Origin of the sequence: Knoellia sinensis KCTC 19936 (assembly GCF_000768705.1) — a bacterium.
GTDB classification, from domain to species: domain Bacteria; phylum Actinomycetota; class Actinomycetes; order Actinomycetales; family Dermatophilaceae; genus Knoellia; species Knoellia sinensis.
In genome coordinates this window covers 54,556-71,049 of sequence record NZ_AVPJ01000011.1, presented here as the reverse complement: position 1 = coordinate 71,049, position 16,494 = coordinate 54,556, and the positions used below count along the sequence as shown (strand labels likewise).

General features: G+C 68.6%; 16 protein-coding genes. 7 read left to right on the top strand and 9 right to left on the bottom strand.

Annotated features, from left to right (window positions below):
* Positions 1–8: 8 nt before the first annotated feature.
* Genes N802_RS13905 through N802_RS13890 form a run of 4 tightly spaced genes read right to left on the bottom strand, consistent with a single transcriptional unit; the run spans position 9 to position 3,748 of the window.
* Positions 9–962: a 5-oxoprolinase subunit C family protein gene (locus N802_RS13905; RefSeq protein ID WP_084072224.1), complete on the bottom strand. Its 954-nt coding sequence runs from the start codon at positions 960–962 to the stop codon at positions 9–11.
* On the bottom strand, positions 959–1,579 hold the full coding sequence (locus tag N802_RS13900) for a 5-oxoprolinase subunit B family protein (RefSeq protein ID WP_035917404.1): 621 nt from the start codon (positions 1,577–1,579) through the stop codon (positions 959–961). The genes N802_RS13905 and N802_RS13900 overlap by 4 nt, the downstream gene beginning before the upstream one ends.
* Positions 1,580–1,589: 10 nt before the next feature.
* Complete coding sequence (locus N802_RS13895) at positions 1,590–2,390, bottom strand: LamB/YcsF family protein (RefSeq protein WP_052109955.1); 801 nt, start codon at positions 2,388–2,390, stop codon at positions 1,590–1,592.
* Entirely contained in the window at positions 2,387–3,748 is a 1,362-nt protein-coding gene (locus N802_RS13890; RefSeq protein ID WP_211254422.1) for an MFS transporter, read from the bottom strand. Before N802_RS13890 ends, N802_RS13895 begins: the two co-directional genes overlap by 4 nt.
* Positions 3,749–3,874: 126 nt before the next feature.
* Between N802_RS13890 and N802_RS13885 the strand changes: the two genes are divergently transcribed.
* The gene (locus N802_RS13885; protein ID WP_035917402.1) at positions 3,875–4,564 is read left to right on the top strand and encodes a GntR family transcriptional regulator; all 690 of its coding nucleotides are present in this window, start codon (positions 3,875–3,877) and stop codon (positions 4,562–4,564) included.
* Here the strand turns inward: N802_RS13885 and N802_RS20255 are convergent.
* Positions 4,554–6,080 carry a two-component system sensor histidine kinase NtrB gene (locus tag N802_RS20255; RefSeq protein ID WP_169743438.1) on the bottom strand — a complete coding sequence of 509 codons (1,527 nt, stop codon included), beginning with the start codon at positions 6,078–6,080 and terminating at the stop codon, positions 4,554–4,556. The two genes, N802_RS13885 and N802_RS20255, sit on opposite strands and share 11 nt — an antisense overlap.
* Before the next feature lie 196 nt (positions 6,081–6,276).
* Between N802_RS20255 and N802_RS13875 the strand changes: the two genes are divergently transcribed.
* Together N802_RS13875 and N802_RS13870 are read left to right on the top strand one after the other, a co-directional pair.
* Positions 6,277–7,944 carry an FAD-dependent oxidoreductase gene (locus N802_RS13875; protein WP_035917400.1) on the top strand — a complete coding sequence of 556 codons (1,668 nt, stop codon included), beginning with the start codon at positions 6,277–6,279 and terminating at the stop codon, positions 7,942–7,944.
* A gap of 150 nt (positions 7,945–8,094) precedes the next feature.
* Positions 8,095–8,715 (top strand): cytochrome b/b6 domain-containing protein, encoded by a 621-nt coding sequence (locus N802_RS13870; protein WP_035917398.1) that lies wholly within the window; start codon positions 8,095–8,097, stop codon positions 8,713–8,715.
* A gap of 145 nt (positions 8,716–8,860) precedes the next feature.
* On the opposite strand, the gene N802_RS13865 is transcribed toward N802_RS13870, so the two are convergent.
* On the bottom strand, positions 8,861–9,394 hold the full coding sequence (locus N802_RS13865; RefSeq protein WP_035917396.1) for a glycine cleavage system transcriptional repressor: 534 nt from the start codon (positions 9,392–9,394) through the stop codon (positions 8,861–8,863).
* A 256-nt stretch (positions 9,395–9,650) separates the two neighbouring features.
* On the opposite strand from N802_RS13865, the gene N802_RS13860 reads away from it, so the two are divergent.
* Complete coding sequence (locus N802_RS13860; protein ID WP_035917393.1) at positions 9,651–10,082, top strand: hypothetical protein; 432 nt, start codon at positions 9,651–9,653, stop codon at positions 10,080–10,082.
* A 161-nt stretch (positions 10,083–10,243) separates the two neighbouring features.
* Here N802_RS13860 and N802_RS13855 read toward each other — a convergent pair whose 3' ends face one another.
* A complete protein-coding gene (locus N802_RS13855) occupies positions 10,244–10,993 on the bottom strand; it encodes a DUF305 domain-containing protein (protein WP_052109953.1) in 750 nt (249 codons plus the stop codon).
* A 170-nt stretch (positions 10,994–11,163) separates the two neighbouring features.
* On the opposite strand from N802_RS13855, the gene N802_RS13850 reads away from it, so the two are divergent.
* A complete protein-coding gene (locus tag N802_RS13850; RefSeq protein WP_211254421.1) occupies positions 11,164–12,942 on the top strand; it encodes an LVIVD repeat-containing protein in 1,779 nt (592 codons plus the stop codon).
* A gap of 92 nt (positions 12,943–13,034) precedes the next feature.
* Here the strand turns inward: N802_RS13850 and N802_RS13845 are convergent, their stop codons facing one another.
* Positions 13,035–13,667, bottom strand: a complete 633-nt coding sequence (locus N802_RS13845; RefSeq protein WP_035917390.1) for a LysE family translocator — start codon at positions 13,665–13,667, stop codon at positions 13,035–13,037.
* A gap of 127 nt (positions 13,668–13,794) precedes the next feature.
* Between N802_RS13845 and N802_RS13840 the strand changes: the two genes are divergently transcribed.
* Positions 13,795–14,247 (top strand): Lrp/AsnC family transcriptional regulator, encoded by a 453-nt coding sequence (locus tag N802_RS13840; RefSeq protein WP_035917388.1) that lies wholly within the window; start codon positions 13,795–13,797, stop codon positions 14,245–14,247.
* A 42-nt stretch (positions 14,248–14,289) separates the two neighbouring features.
* Here the strand turns inward: N802_RS13840 and N802_RS13835 are convergent, their stop codons facing one another.
* Positions 14,290–15,273, bottom strand: coding sequence for a helix-turn-helix transcriptional regulator (locus N802_RS13835; RefSeq protein WP_035917386.1), 984 nt, complete (start codon positions 15,271–15,273; stop codon positions 14,290–14,292).
* 83 nt (positions 15,274–15,356) lie between these two features.
* Here N802_RS13835 and N802_RS13830 point away from each other — a divergent pair, with 83 nt between their 5' ends.
* Positions 15,357–16,472: an epoxide hydrolase family protein gene (locus N802_RS13830; protein WP_035917384.1), complete on the top strand. Its 1,116-nt coding sequence runs from the start codon at positions 15,357–15,359 to the stop codon at positions 16,470–16,472.
* The last annotated feature ends 22 nt before the right edge of the window (positions 16,473–16,494 follow it).

Here is a 16,494-nt window from a genome sequence, read left to right as displayed (position 1 = left end):
TGGGGTGATCACCCCACTTCCTGCCCGGTAGGTGACAGGGTCGCCGGGAACGGGATGCGCGGCACCCCCGTCGACGCCGGTTCGGCGCTCACGGCGTGGGTCACCGGGATCGGCGCCCGGACGTCGAAGCGCACCGACTGGCCGGGCCGCAGCTGCGCAGCCAGGGCGATGTCATCGGGATGGACGACCGCGATGACCGGGTAGCCACCCGTGACCGGGTGGTCGGCGAGGAAGATGACGGGGTGTCCGTCCGGCGTCACCTGCACCGCACCCTCGACCATGCCCTCGGAAGGCAGTTCGTCCAGGCAGGTCCGCTGCAACTCAGCCCCGTCGAGTCGCACGCCGATGCGGTCCGAGGCTGGCGTGGCCTCGAACCGGCTCCGTCCGAGCAGGTCGAGGGCGTCAGGCGTGAACCAGTCGGCACGCGGCCCGGTCACGACTCGCAACACGACCTCGTCCGGTAGTTGACGCACCGGCACGACGTCGACGGCAGGCACCGAACCTTCGGGGGCACCGACCTTGAGCACGTCACCCTCCCGCACCGGCTCGGGACCCAGGTGCGACAGGACGTCCGTTGCCGCGGATCCGAGCACCAGCTCGCACTCGAGACCACCGCGGAAGGCGACATAGGTGCGGACGCCGCGTGACGGCATACCGAATTCGATCGTGGACCCGGCCGGGACGGAAAGGGCGGCGAACATGTCCTGCTCGCGCCCGTCGACGCGCACCGTGCACCGCGCACCCGTCGCGGCGATCGTCATCGGCTCGGTGGCGCGCAGGGCGAGGCCACCGAAGGTGAGTTCGAGTGCCGACGAGCCTTCTGGATTGCCGACGAGTCGGTTGGCCAACCGCAGACTGGGCCGATCAGCAGCTCCGGAGCGTCCGACGCCCAGGTGGGCGAAGCCGGGGCGCCCGAGGTCCTGGATCGTCGTCAACGGGCCGGAGCGGAGAACCTCGATCATGACGCCCGCCCCTCGGTGAAGCGGACCCGCGTGCCGGGCGTGAGCAAGGCCGGCGACTCGCGACGCAGGTCCCACAGGGGAGCCTCGGTTCGGCCGATCACCTGCCATCCACCGGGGCCTTCGTGGGGATAGATCCCGGTGAATTCGCCTGCGAGAGCGACAGATCCGGCAGGGACGCGGGTGCGCGGAGTCGCCCTGCGCGGAACGACCAGGGCCGGGTCGCCGCCGGCGATGTAGGCGAAGCCGGGGGCGAAGCCGGTGAACGCGACCACGTAGTCCCCACCGAGGTGCCGACGCACCACGTCATCCTTCGGTATGCCGGTCAGCTCCGCGATGTCGTCGAGGTCCTGTCCGTCGTAGGTCACCTCGATGGTCACCTCGGCGGGGGCTGCCGCGACGACGGGCGCGCCGAACTCGACCCCCGTCACGGCGCGTGCGACTTCCGCCCGGGTCGTCGTGTCGTCGAAGGTGACGAGCAGCGTTCGCGCCGCGGGCACGAGGTCGACGACACCGTGCGGTCGCGACGACGTGAGGGCGCAGTGGAGAGCCATGACGTCCTCGAGGTCGAAACACTCGACCAGGAGTGCGTTGTGTCCGGTGGGAAGCAGGGTTCTCATGGCGCCTCGCTCACGCCGCCGTCGGGGTGGCGAAGGGCGCAATCGTGACGCCGGCACCGACGAGCGCGACGCGCACGGCCTCAGCGATGGCCACGGCTCCGGGAGTGTCTCCGTGGACGCAGATCGACTGTGCCGCAACGGAAATCGTCGACCCGGTGATCGCCTCGACCGTGCCGGACGTCGCCAGCCGGACGCACCGCGCAGCGATGGTCTCGGGGTCGTGGAGGACCGCCCCCTCGAGGCGTCGCGACACGAGCAGCCCCTCGGGCGTGTAGGCCCGGTCCGCGAAGGCTTCGGCCACCGGCGTGAGGCCGGACCTCGTCGCTGCCGCAACGAGCTCGGAGCCGGCGAGCCCGACGAGCGGCAGCGTGCGGTCATAGAGGGCGATCGCCTCGGCGACGGCGTCGGCCGTGGCTGGATTGCTCGCGGCGTCGTTGTAGAGGGCGCCGTGCGGCTTGACGTAGGTGACCCGGCTTCCCTCGACGCGGGCGATGCCGTCGAGGGCGCCGATCTGATAGATCACCTCGTCGACGAGCTCGGCGGGGTCGACGTCGATGTGGCGTCGGCCGAAGCCGGCGAGGTCGCGGTAGCCCACCTGGGCGCCGATCGCGACCCCGCGCTCCGCGGCCTGGGCACAGACCCGCCGCAGGATGCTCGGGTCCCCGGCGTGGAAGCCGCAGGCGACGTTGGCGCTCGTGACGAGTTCGAGCATGGCGTCGTCGTCGCCGAGGGTCCAGCGCCCGAAGCCCTCACCGAGGTCGCTGTTGAGGTCGACCACGAGCTCGCCGACTCCGCCCGGTGCGGAGCTCACGCCCCACCCCGTGCACCCACCGGCTCGTGCGCCGGGTCGGCCGGGTCGTCGTGCAGGTCGATCTTCGAGGTCTCGGGGGCGAGCAGCACGCAGACCACGGTGATGGCGAGCATCCCGACGACATAGGCCGACACGGCCAGGTTGCTGTCGTAGCGGTTGAGCAGGGCCGTCGAGATGATCGGCGCGACGGCGCCACCCACGATTCCGGCGAGCTGGTAGCCCATCGAGGCACCGGTGTAGCGCACCCGGGTCGGGAACATCTCGCTGATGAAGGCGGCCTGCGGGCCGTACATCGCCGCGTGGAGGATCAGAGCGATGATCGCCGCGAGGATGATCAGCGCGAGGTTTCCGGTGTCGAGCAGCCGGAAGAAGACGAACACCCAGACGGCCGCTGCCACGGCGCCGAAGAGATAGACGGGTCGCCGGCCGTGAACGTCCGAGAGGTGGCCGAAGATCGGGATGAAGATGACCTGGAACGCGGCCGCGATGAGCACCGCGTTGAGGGCGTAGCTGTTGGGCAGGTCGAGATAGGTCGTGACATAGGTCGTGATGAACAGGACGAACGTGTAGAAGGCGACGTCGACGCCGACGCGGGCACCGATGGCGAGCAGCACCTGCTTGGGGTAGTTGCGGAAGACCTCGACGATCGGCGTCTTGGCCTCGTGGCCGGTGTCCTCGGACTCCGTGAAGAGGGGGCTCTCGGCGACGGTCAGACGGATGACGAGGCCGACGATGACGAGCAGGCCGCTGAGGAGGAACGGGATGCGCCAGCCCCACGAGAGGAAGGCCGAGTCGGAGGTGACGCCACCCATGAAGGAGAGGACGCCGTTGGCGAGCAGCAGACCGAGCGGGACACCGACCTGCGGCCAGCTCGCGTTGAGGCCGCGCCGCTTCGGGTCACCGCTCTCGAGGGTCATGAGGACGGCGCCACCCCACTCGCCGCCGAGGCCGAGCCCCTGGAGGAAGCGGAGGATGACCAACAGGGCAGGAGCCCAGAAGCCGATCGTCGCGTAGGTCGGCAGCAGGCCGATGGCGAAGGTCGCGATGCCCATGAGGAGGAGGGTCACGACGAGGACGTTCTTGCGGCCGAGCTTGTCGCCGTAGTGGCCGAAGACCATGCCACCGAGCGGGCGCGAAATGAAGCCGACCGCGAAGGTGGCGAAGGCGAGGAGCGTGCCGACGAGCGGGTCGAACTCGGGGAAGAACAGCTTGTTGAAGACCAGCGCTGCGGCGGTCCCGTAGATGAAGAAGTCGTACCACTCCAGCGAGGTACCGACGAGGCTCGCGATGATGACGCGGCGGACCGACGACACCTTGGGGGCCTTCGGTGAGTCAAAGCTCTCGAGCGTGTGGCTCACGGGTCTGCTCCTTGCGGTCCGGGCCGACGGCGGTGTCGGCTGTTCGGACGGAGGTAGCGGATTGTTGAACAATCCGACAAGAGGTTTCGAGAACATTTTTTGTCGTGTCGTGACTATGCTCCCGGTATGCCGTCCGCCCCCGCTTCCGTCGACGCCGACCTGGGTGCCCTTCCAGCCCTCCCCCGCCGGGCCAGCACCGCGGAGGCCGTCGCCGGTGTCCTCAGGTCGCAGATCGCCCACGGACGGCTTCTTCCGGGCGCCCAACTGCGCGAGGAGAAGATCGCGGCAACCCTCGAGGTCTCCCGCAACACAGTGCGGGAGTCGTTCCGCCTGCTGGCTCATGAGCGGCTTGTCGAGCACGCCCTCCACAAAGGTGTGTTCGTCCGCACGGTCGGACCGGACGGCATACGGGAGATGTATCGGACGCGACGGCTCATCGAGCCGCTTGCACTGCGGGACGTCGCCGACACGAAGGCCACTCTCACCGCACTGGACGACCTCGTCACCACGGCCGAGAAGGCCGCCGACGCGGGCGACTGGGAGGCGGTCGGGACGGCCGACATCGACTTCCATCGACGCCTCGTCACCGCCGCGAACAGCGTGCACCTGTCCTCGATGTTCGAGGGGCTCCTCGCCGAGCTGCGGCTCGCGTTCCTGCGACTGCCCGACCGTGAGGCCCTGCACGAGCCGTTCCTGCGCCGCAACCGAAGCCTGATCGACCTGCTCGCGGCCGGCGACGTGGAGGCTGCCTCGGGCGAGTTGGACGACTACCTCGTGGCCGCCGAGGCCGCTCTCCTGGAGATCGTCACCGCCTGACCGGCTCATGGCCCGCGGGGGCGGCTGGGAGGGGCAATGAGACGTGGAAGAGCGTGCGGCCCGGAGCCGACGTCGCCTCCACACTGCCGCCGTGCTCCTCGGTGACGATGCGCCAGACGGTGTCGAGGCCCAGACCCGTCCCGACGCCCTGCGGCTTGGACGTGTAGAACGGCTCGAAGATCCGTGGGAGGACGTCCGGGGGGATCCCGGGGCCGTCATCCTCGATCTCGACCACGAGCCGGTCTCCGTCGCGCGCCGTGCGGATGGCGATGTGACCGTGGTCGTCGATGGCATCGAGGGCGTTGTCGAGCAGGTTGGTCCAGACCTGGTTGAGGCTGTTGCCGAACATCGGGATCGGTGGCAGCTCCCGATCGAAGTCGCGCTCGATCCGGACGTCGCGCAACCGGTGTCCGAGAATCACGAGGGTGTCCTCGATCCCGTCGTGGACGTCGCTGATGTGCTCCGTGGCCCGGTCCATGTGGGAGTAGCTCTTGATCGCGGCGACGAGGTCGGAGATGCGGTGCGTTCCGTGGCTGACGATGCGGGTCGCCTCGTGACCACTGAGGGACTCGGTGATCCATCCCATGGCGGACGACATCGACGACGACGGCACGGCCTCAGCGAGAGCGGTGAGGTCACGGTCCGTGACGCCCCCGTCCGCGAGGACGGGTGCGAGACGCCAGGCCTCCGTCACACCTGCGCCCTCCAACCACGACTCGATCCGGGTCTCGAGCTCCTGACGCGCCACCGGGTCAGTGCCGGCCTCCTCCCCGAACGAGGCGCTGCGCTGGAGCAGTGCGTCGATGGCGAGGAAACCCTCCGCGCTGACGCCCTCGGCGACGAGGGCCCGCTGCGCTGCGTCGCGTCGGGCCGTCGTCTCCTCAAGTCGGCCCGCAGCCCGTTGGATCGCGGCGGCAGGGTTGTTGAGCTCGTGGGCCAGACCGGCGGCGAGCTTGCCGAGGGCAGCCATCTTTTCCAAGTAGCGGGCACGCTCCTCGCGCTCGAGACGGGCGGCTCGCTCTTCGAGCTCTTCGGCACGGAGCCGTTCCGTGACGTCCCGGAAGAACCCGTGGGTGGCGACCACCTCGTCGCCCACCATCCGCAGCGTGACGCTGCCTTCGACGGGGACCTCGCGACCGTCCTTGGCGATGAACTTCGTCTCGATGAAGGGGATGGGATGGCCCTCCATGGCGCGGCCGAACTCCCGTTGGCAGTGCGGGGTCTCGGCCGGCGGGATGAGATCCCAGATGATCATCTCGTCGAGCTCCGCGTCCGACCAGCCGAGCGCACGCCGCCAGGCGCCGTTGACGAACTCGAACGTCCCGTCGGGGCGCACGCTCTGGATCATGTCCGATGCGTTCTCGATGACGGCCGCGTAGCGCTGCTCGCTCTCGACCAAGAAGTCCACGATCGGGGCGATCTCGCCGAGGCGGGTCACCCGGTCGTGGAGCTCGCGCTCATGGAACTCTCGGTCATGCAGGTCTCGGTCATGGAACGGAGTGGCCTCATCGGTCATGTGGGCCTCCTGCGAGCCGTGGACGTCATCCCTCTGCAGCACGCGGTGTGCCACCCTCGCCCGGCTCGTTGCCCTTCGAGCGTATGGCTCGAACCCGGTACCGGACAAGCAAACTCGCGCAATACTGAGGAGGGCTCGCGCGTCGCTGTGGCCACTCGACGCCGTGCCCATTTGCCCACCTGCCGAGAGGGGCGTCATGGCCGGCAAGCCGATCATCCTCGCCGTCGACGATGATCCCGACGTTCTGCAGGCCATCGCGCACGACGTCCGCCACGGCTTCGGCGAGCACTTCCGGGTGATGCGGGCGGAGTCGGGCGATCGCGCGCTCGAGGTGCTCCGGCGGCTTCGTCTCGCCGACGAGCCGGTGGCGCTCCTCCTCGTCGACCAACGGATGCCCGGCCTGACGGGCATCGAGCTGCTCTCGGCATCGGTGGGGCTCTACCCGGATGCGAAGACGGCTCTGCTCACGGCCTACGCCGACACCGACGTCGCCATCACGGCCATCAACGAGGTGCGCCTGGACCACTACCTGGTCAAGCCGTGGGATCCCCCCGAGGAGCGGCTCTTCCCCGTGCTGGACGACCTCCTCGAGGACTGGACGGCCACCCACCGACCGACGTTCGGTGGGATCCGGGTCATCGGGCATCGCTGGTCCGTCGAGTCACACACCGCCCGCGATTTCCTCGCCCGCAACCAAGTGCCTTACCGGTGGCTGGACCTGACCTCCGACCCGGAGGCGCTGGAACTCCTCGACCTCACGGGCCAGACAGCCGACAGGTGTCCCATCCTCGTCTTCCCGGATGGCGACGTCCTCGTCGCGCCGACCACCGCACAGATCGCCGAGAAGGCCGGGATCGGGGGGCACGCGGAAGTCCCCCTCTATGACCTCATCATCATCGGCGCCGGCCCGGCCGGGTTGGCTGCCGCGGTCTACGGCGCGTCCGAGGGTCTCAGCACGCTCGTCATCGAAGGTGAGGCCGCGGGCGGTCAGGCCGGGCAGAGCAGTCGGATCGAGAACTACCTCGGCTTCCCCAAGGGCCTGTCCGGGTCGGACCTGTCGCGACGTGCGCTCACGCAGGCGCGACGGTTCGGCGCGGAGCTGCTGCTCGCCCGCGAGGTCACGGCGATCAGCTCCGACCCCGGAGCCCTCGCCGTGACGCTGAGCGACGGCTCGACGATCCGGGGCCACTCGGTCGTGATCGCGACCGGTGTCGCCTACAACCGCCTGGCGGCGCCGGGCGTGGACGAGTTCACCGGGCGCGGCGTCTACTACGGCGCCGCGTTGTCCGAGGCGGCAACGGTCAAGGACGAGGACGTCTACATCGTCGGCTCGGCGAACTCGGCCGGTCAGGCCGCGATCCATCTCGCGACCCTGGCCCGGCGCGTGACGATTCTCGTCCGGGGCGCCGCACTCGAGGCGAAGATGTCGCAGTACCTCGCCGACCGGATCCTCTCCACCGACAACATCGAGGTCCGTTGCCGGGCGACCATCGCCGAGGTGCGTGGCACCGACCACCTCGAGGAGGTGGTCATCCTCGACGGTGCCAGCGGTGAGAGCACGACGGAGTCCGCGAACCACGTCTTCGTCTTCATCGGGGCGGCACCGCGCACGAGCTGGCTGGACGGGGCGGTGGTACGCGACGAGCACGGGTTCATCACCACGGGCACGGCCATCCTCGCGGGGGACAGCGCCAAGGCATGGTCCGAGGAGCGGGACCCCTACCTCCTCGAGACGAGCATCCCCGGGGTGTTCGCCGCGGGAGACGTCCGCCTCGGGTCGGCGAAGCGGGTCGCGACAGCCGTCGGCGAGGGGGCGAGCGCGGTGCTGTCGGTCTGGCAGTACCGCGCAGGCATGGGCCTCTGACTCTCCCGACTCGGCGGCGGACGTGGCCACGGGTCGGGGGTTGTGTGATGGGTCGGGGCGCCCGGTAGCCCCGACCCATCACACAGCCCCCGACCCACGGCGTTCTCTGGAGCATCGCCGTGAGGTCCCCGACCTCGCTATCGTCGAGGGGTGCACTGGCGCAACGGAGAGCACGGCTACGGACTCGTGTCCAAGATCCTGCACTGGACGACGGTGCTGGCGATCGTTGCTCAGTTCTGGGTGGGCAAGAACATGGAGCCCGCCGACGTCGCCTTCCCCGCGGAGCAGGCGCGCATCGAGCAACTCGACGCGCAGGCCGAGAATCTCGACGGTGCCGCACGCGACGCGGCAAGGGCCGAGGCCGACCGGCTCGAGGACGAACTCGACGCGCGTGAGGACGACGCCGAGGACTCGTTCGTGCGCGACAGCCTCAACCGTCCGACCGACCCATCCCTACCGTTGTTGCACGTCGCCCTCGGGGTCCTCATCATGGGGCTCGGTCTCGCACGCGTGCTGTGGCGTCGCACAGGCCTGCCACCCTGGGCGCCCTACCTCGGCGGAACGGCGCGGACCATCGCAGGCATCACCGAGAAGGTCCTCCTGGGCCTGTGTTTCGTGATCCCGGCCAGCGGACTCCTGCTCCTGTTCGGCGGATACGACTGGCTCTCGCTGCACATCGCCACGCACTACGTGTTCTTCGCGGCCGTCGCCGTCCACGTCGGGCTCCACCTCGTGCACGCCCGGCACGGACACCTGCGCCGCATGCTCTGACGGCCACAGCCGCAACGTCAGTGCCAATGGTCGCTAGAGCAGCCCCTCACGCTGACGCAAGCACACGGCATACCAGCAACGTCAGCGCCAACGGTCGCAAGAGCAGCCGCTCACGCTGACGTTGCGCGAGTCCCCCGGAGCTGACTCAGTCGCTCTCGTCGTCGTGGGGGCTGAGGGTCAGGTCAACAACGATCTCGGTGGCCAGCTGCTCGAGGTCGGCCTGCAGCGCCTCGAGGTCGCCGCCTTCCGGCACGGTCGCAACGGCGATCGCCTCGAACAGCCGACCGCCTGCCATCGGCGCATCCCGCGTGGTGCTGACGAGCTCGGCCACGCTCAGGCCGTGCTGGGCCAGGACACCGGACACGGCACCGACGATGCCCGGCTGGTCGTTGCCGAGGAGTTCGACCCGCACCTCCTGACGGTCGCCCTCGTCAATGGGAGATCCACCGTCATGGACCGTGACGTCGAGGAGACCCTCGAGTGGGGCGAGAGCATCGCGCAGGGCGTCGGCACGCCCCTCGGGCACGGTGACCACGACGATGCCCGCGAATTTGCTGGCGAGCTCGCTCAGGTGGCTGCGCTCCCAGTTGCCACCGCCCTCCTCGATGACGTCGGCGAGGGCCTTGACGAGTCCGGCACGGTCGTCACCGATAACGGACAGAACGAGTGTCGTGGTCATCACCCGATCGTAGCGACGGTTCGCCGCCGGCGATCAGGTCTCCGACGTGGACAGGTCCACTTCGAACGGGCTGGATTCCCGGAACGTCGGGACAGGCGCCCCTGTCGTCCGGGACACCGGTCCAACCACTCTGAGGACGAGGCGCACTGGCCTTGAGGATGACCACGATCAGCCTTGAGAGCGATGCGCCTGCCCGGCTCAACGCGGTGTGCTTGCTTGCACAGGCACCGCATCAACCACTCAGCAGGAGGAACGCATGACCCATCGACTCAGCCTTCGTCGCGCCGGCCTCGCCGTCGCCGGCGCGGCGACCGCGACCGTCCTTGCCGCCGCCCCGGCGATGGCCCACCACTGCTTCATCCCGATGTACAGCCTCAAGGGCCCCGTGAGTGCGAATTGGTTCGTGGTCAGCGCCGAGCTCGGCGCCCAGTTCGAGCACGGCTACGTCGCCGCCTGTCCAGAAGCCGTGGACGCAGGCTATGCGGCACTGCGGGCCGAGAAGCTCCCGGTCGGCATCAAGATCCGGGACGACATGGTCATCGGCGACCCGAAGCACACCGGCCGCATGAACCCGAACGGGGCCAACGGCAAGGGCCTCGAGTACTTCGAAGCCGGCTCCGAGCTCCCGTTCCAGATGATCGACACCTGGGTCGAGGGCGCGAACTCCGTCGACTGCGAGGCGGTCTGACGCTCAGGGGACTGACCGACCCACGTCGGTCGCACGACTGGCCCGCCTCGGACCGGCTACCGGGGCGGGCCACACCCTGACGACGCGAGGCGTCGCGACGGAGCGCACGAATGTTCGCCCGATCGCGGTGGAGGGGCCGCGATCCGGGTGACTCCGACACCTCACCTGGCGGCGAGCATCGCCTTCATCTTGGCGATCTCGATCCCCTGGTCCGAGGACATGTCCTGAGCCACGAGGAAGACATCGCTGGCCTGCCCGCCCTCGCCCCCCGTCAGCAGCTCCTCGACCATCACGATCGCGCCCTCGTGGTGGCGAATCATGTATTGAAGGAAGAGTCGGTCGAACTCGGCGCCCCTCGCTGACCGGAGCTGGGCGAGTTCGGTATCGCTGAGCATGCCGGGCATCGTGTGGGTGGCGGCTCCCCCGGAGCCCGTCGGGGTCGCACTGCGCGTGCCGACGCCCGTCGAACCGTGTCCGGCATGGCCCCCCACTGTTCCCGAGGCGTCCGCCGATCCCGAGGCGTGCTGCTTCAGCCAGTTCTGCAGGAGCACGATCTCATCGCGCTGGGAGACATCCATCCGCTCGGCCATGAGGGCCAGATCGGAGTTGCTCGTGTTCGTCCGCGTGAGGGCCGTCATGACGAGTGCCTGCTCGTGGTGCGCCACCATCCCCTCCATGAACGCCACGTCCGCAGCGGTGTGGGCGATGGCCGACGGGGCCGCCTCGTTCGGTGACAGGGTCCGGTTCGGCTGACCGGGAGCACCCAACTGGACGACGGGAGCGGTCGACGTGGGCCGCGCGGCCTGTGCAGGCCGAGGGTCGTCGTCGCGGGTGAGGGCGACCGCGAGCGCACCCGTCGTGACCACCAGCAGTGCCGCGGCACCGGCATACGTCGCCTTGGTGACGTCCATGGACTCCTCGCATCCGGCAGTGGCGGCGACCCGCGACCCGCGCAAAGCTGGTCAATCCAGCTCTGGTCAAAGGGGTTGATCCACCACTAGGTTCGTCATGATCCTAGGGCCCACGACGGCGTGTTCGGCCTCATCGGGCACCAGGCCACCTGAGTGATTGGTGAATTGCTGTGGCTGTCCTCTCTGCTCGAAGCCGCACGCGCAAGATCGCCATGACGGCCGCCATCGCGGCCGCCGTGGCCCTCGTCCCGGCCGTGGCCACCGCCGCGGTCGACCCGAGGCCCGGTCTTGCCCCCGGCTACTTCCCCTATTCCGATGCGAGCAGCAATGTCCAACTGCTCAAGAACACGCCCCGGGTGGCACCGTTCGACGCGGCTCCCGGCAACTTCGGCTTCGTCAACTCCGACCTGGCCTTCACCGGCGACAAGGCGGTCGTCGGCTCGTTCAACGGCTTCCAGGTCTACGACCTCAAGGACCCGAAGGCACCGGTGCTGGCGAGTTCGTTCGTCTGCCCGGGCGGTCAGGGTGACGTCTCGGTCTTCGGCGACCTGCTCTTCATGTCGGTCGAGGAGGGTCGCGGCCGGATCGACTGCGGCACGCAGGGCGTACCCGCGGGCTCCGAAGCACAACGCTTCCGGGGGGTGCGCATCTTCGACATTTCGAACATGAGCAGCCCGAAGCAGCTTCCCGGCGTGCAGACCTGCCGTGGGTCGCACACCCACACCCTCGTCACCGATCCCGATGACCCGAACAACATCTACGTCTACAACTCCGGCACCGCCGGCGTGCGCTCCGCGACCGAGCTGGCCGGCTGCCAAAACGCCGCCCTGACGGCCGCCCCGGTCACGACCGGCAATCCGACGCAGTGGCGGATCGACGTCATCAAGGTCCCGCTCGCGGCACCCCAGACCGCCAGCATTGTCAGCCAGCCGCGGATCTTCACCGATGCCGCCACCGGCGCCTTCAACGGACTCCAGAACACCCTCCCGGGCGCACTGCACCCATCGGGCGTTCCCTACGGCCCGTTGCCCAACACGAACACGTGCCACGACATCACGGCCTTCCCCGAACTCGGTGTGGCCGCCGGCGCGTGCCAGGGCAACGGCGTGCTGCTCGACATCTCGGATCCGGTGAACCCGAAGCGGCTCGACGCGGTCGCCGACCCGAACTTCTCCTACTGGCACTCGGCGACGTTCAGCAACGACGGGTCGAAGGTCATCTTCACGGACGAGTGGGGCGGCGGCACCTCCCCCCGCTGCCGGCCGACCGACAGGAAGGAGTGGGGCGCGGACGCGATCTTCGAGATCGTGAACGGCAAGATGCAGTTCAAGAGCTACTACAAGCTGCCGGTGCCGCAGGACTCCACCCAGAACTGCGTCGCGCACAACGCCTCCATCGTCCCCGTCCCGGGTCGCGACATCCTCGTCCAGGCGTGGTACCAGGGCGGAATGTCCGTCGTCGACTTCACCGACGCGGCCAATCCGAAGGAGATCGGCTACTACGACCGTGGCGCGATCAACAGCCCGAACCCGACCGGTCTCAACCTCGGCGGATTCTGGTCGACGTACTGGTACAACGGCCACTTCTACGGCACCGAGATCGCCCGTGGCTTCGACGCCTTCGCCCTGACACGCAGCGCGCAGATGTCGGACAACGAGCTCGAGGCGGCGGCGCAGGTGAAGCAGGACGAGTTCAACGCCCAGCTCCAGTCCGAGCTGACGTGGGAGCCGAGCTTCGCAGTCGTCGGCTCGCACTACGACCAGGCCGTGCGGGCCGGCACCCTGTCGGGCAACACAGCCAAGCAGGTCGGGAAGCACATCGACCAGGCCGAGAAGCTCGTCGGCAACGGCAAGTCGTCGGTGGCCGAGTTGAACAACGCACTCCGGAAGCTCGGTTCGAGCCACCCGGCGCTGCAGCAGTCCATCCGTGACCTGGTCGGCACCTTGTAGGAGCCGACCCAACCAAGAAGCGCGTATGCCGTGGGGCCCCAGCCCCACGGCATACGCGCGTTCTCGTCTGTTGACTCTCGAACGCCTTCCCCTCACGCGTGCAGGACCTGCTCGACGAGCAGGAACACCCCCATTGCCACCATGACCACACCGGAGATCCGGGTCACGACCATCGCGGCCCGCGGCCTCGCGCGCAGGACCCGCTTCGCACCGACGGCGACCGCGATGTAGACCACCGCACAGGTAGCGACGTGGAGGATTCCGAGCGCCGCGATCTGGACCGGCACGGACGCTGGCTGCTGCGGCTGGACGAACTGGGGAAGCAGCGCGAGGAAGAGCAGGAACACCTTGGGGTTGAGCCCGCTCACGCCCAGGCCCTTCACGAGCTGCCGAGACCAGGTGGACTCCTCCGTCACGGGGCCGCTCGCAAGGTCGGCAGGGTGGGGCGCCTCCTGAGTCAGGGTCGAGACGCCCAGCCAGACGAGATAGGCAGCACCGGTCGCGGTGAGGGCCGCCAGGACGAGGGGCGAGCGCGAGATCGCCGCCGCGAGGCCCGCGGCCACCAGGGCAGTCGCGAGGAGGTGACCGGACAGCATTCCCCCCACTGCCGGTAGGACACTGCGGTGCCGCAGCCCCGCGCTGATCGCGTACGCCCACTCGGCCCCTGGCGTGAGGACGAGGAGGATCGACACCGCCCAGAAAGCCGTGATGCTGCTCAGTGCCACGGTCGCTCCTGCCTTCGCTGGTCCGGATCCGGGTGATCCGACACCTGATGGAAGGTTATTGACGACCACCCCAAAAGCGATTCCAAGTTCTGCCACACACAGGCGCTCTTGAGGGAGAATCGACCTCATGGACGCCGTGGACAAGAAGATCCTTGCCGAGCTGCAAGTTGACGGGCGGCTGAGCATCACCGAGATCGCTGATCGGATCCGGCTCAGCGTGTCCCCCACCCACCGTCGACTCAAGGCTCTCGAGGGTTCTGGCGTGATCGGCGGCTACCGCGCCCACCTCGATGCCCACGCGTTGGGCCTCACGTTCGAAGCACTGGTCTTCGTCACCATGGCGGCGGCAGACCGGGACACCGTGGTGGGCTTCGAGTCAGCCGTCGGAGAGATCCCGCAGGTCATCCGGGCCCAGCGACTTTTCGGGGACCCCGACTACCTGTTGCAGGTGGTCGCACGTGATCTGCCGGCGTTCCAGACCCTGTATGACGAGCAGATCACGGCGCTGCCCGGCGTCCAGCGGCTCAGTTCGACGCTCGTGATGAAGAGCGTCGTGGCGGACCGGCCGCTGCCGCTCTGAACGGTTCCGGCAGGGGCAGATTTCGTATGCCGTGTGCTCGCCTCAGTCTGCCTGTGCCGGGGTCGCCCTTGCATAGCGATGGCTCAACACACGCAGGTGCTCGACGAGTTCGGGCGGCTCGCTGATGTGGAAGTCGAGCCCGAGCATCCCGATCCACACCGCCACGACCTCGACACTGTCACCGCCCGTGACGAGGACGGAGTGCGTGTCGTCGATGGTCTCGACGACTCCCACGGTCGGGTTGATGCGCGAGAGCACCTCGGCGGCGGGCGCGTCGACGGCGATCCGACAGTGGACACTCCACCCCGAGAACGCGACATCGCGCAGGACGAAGGCCGAGTAGTCGCCTCCCTCAAGGGGATTCGCGACGAATCGTCCAGCGCTGGGCGTCCGGAGCGCCAGCCAATCAGCCCGGAACGCCTGCCACTGGCCCGTGGGTCGTCGCCGCGCCACGACGTACCACCGTTCCTGCCAGCTCACGAGCCGATAGGGGTCGGCCTCGACCCGCTCCTCCGCGTCCTCGCGCCCGCCGGGCTGGTAGTCGAACCGCAGGCCCTCTCGGTCACGAACGGCGGCCGCCAGCTCAGCGAGGAGGGCGACGTCAACCGGAGGCGCCTCGACGTTGGTGCCGGTGTTGACCGGCCCGACCTCGGTGCTCTCGTGGAGGGCTCGCACCCGCCGACGCAGCCGGTCGGGCAAGACATGTTCCAACTTGGCCAGGGCAAGAGCGCTCGACTCCTCGATACCCCGCACCGTGGCGACGGATCCGAGCCCCACGGCGACGGCGACGGCCTCGTCCGGTTCAAGGAGCAGAGGCGGCATCCGGCCGTGTTCGCCGAACCGATAGCCACCGGCCGGCCCACGCACCGAGTCGATCGGGTAGCCGAGTTCGCGCAGTCGCTCGATGTCCTTGCGGATCGTGCGCTCGCCCACGTCGAGGCGCGCCGCGAGTTCGGTGCCCGAGACGATGTCACGCGCCTGCAGCTGGCCGAGCATGGCGAGCAGTCGCGCCGATGTCTGGAGCACAAGCACTTCTCCTTCCAGAAGTTCTTTCGCAGCTCAGAATAAATAGGAATGCATCGTTCCGGAACCCCTCATACGGTCCTTCCATGGACACCAACCAGAAGACCCAGGCCCTGTCCCTCCGCCCGTTCACCGTCGCGCTCCCGCAGTCCGAGCTCGACGACCTCCAGAGCCGCCTCGCCCGGACCCGCTTCGCAGCCGAGCCGACCACCGAGACCGGCACCGAGGACTGGACCCACGGCGCCCCGGTCTCCTACCTGCGCACGATGGTCGACCACTGGCAGGACGGCTTCGACTGGCGAGCCCAGGAGAAGGCGATGAATGCCCATCCTCAGTTCCTCACCGAGATCGACGGTCAGACGATCCACGTCCTCCACGTCCGCTCGGCCAACGAGGACGCCACGCCGCTGCTGCTCTGCCACACCTACCCCGGCTCCTTCGTCGACTTCCTCGATCTCATCCCTCACCTCACCGACACGTTTCACCTCGTCATCCCGACCCTCCCCGGCATCGGCTTCAGCCAGCCGCTCTCGGACGGCGAGTGGGACACCGCAAGGGTCGCGCGCACGTGGGACGCCCTGATGCGTGGCCTCGGCTATGAGTCCTACGGCGCCCACGGATCCGACAACGGCGCGATGGTGTCGCGTGAGCTCGCGATGCAGGCACCGGAGGGCTTCCTCGGGGCGCACGTGCTGCAGCTCTTCGCGTTCCCATCGGGCGACCCGACCGAGTTCGAGACCATGACGCCGGCCGACTACGCGGCTCTCGAGTTCGCCGGCTGGTTCCAGACGGTCAACGGCTTTGCGCAGATGAATGCCTCACGGCCGCAGACGATTTCGGCAGCCCTCAGCGACTCACCGGTCGGGCAGCTCGCCTACAACGAGCTCTTCGAGAACTTCGGCAACGGCACGGCGACCCTGACGCGCGACCAGGTCCTCACCCAGGTGAGCCTCTACTGGTTCACCAACAGCAGCGCGGCTGCGAGTCGCTACTACTTCACCGAGAAGTCGGTTGAGGCGCGCGTCAACGAGGGCGCGATCGGTGTCGCGGTCTTCGCCGACGACTTCCGCTCGATGCGGCCCTTCGCCGAGCGCGACAACACCAACATCGTGTCGTGGACCGAGCACCCCAAGGGCGGCCACTTCGCCTCGATGGAGGTTCCGGCAGAACTGGCCGAAGCGATCCGCGCCTTCTACGCGTGAACCGCAGCGAAACGGCATACAA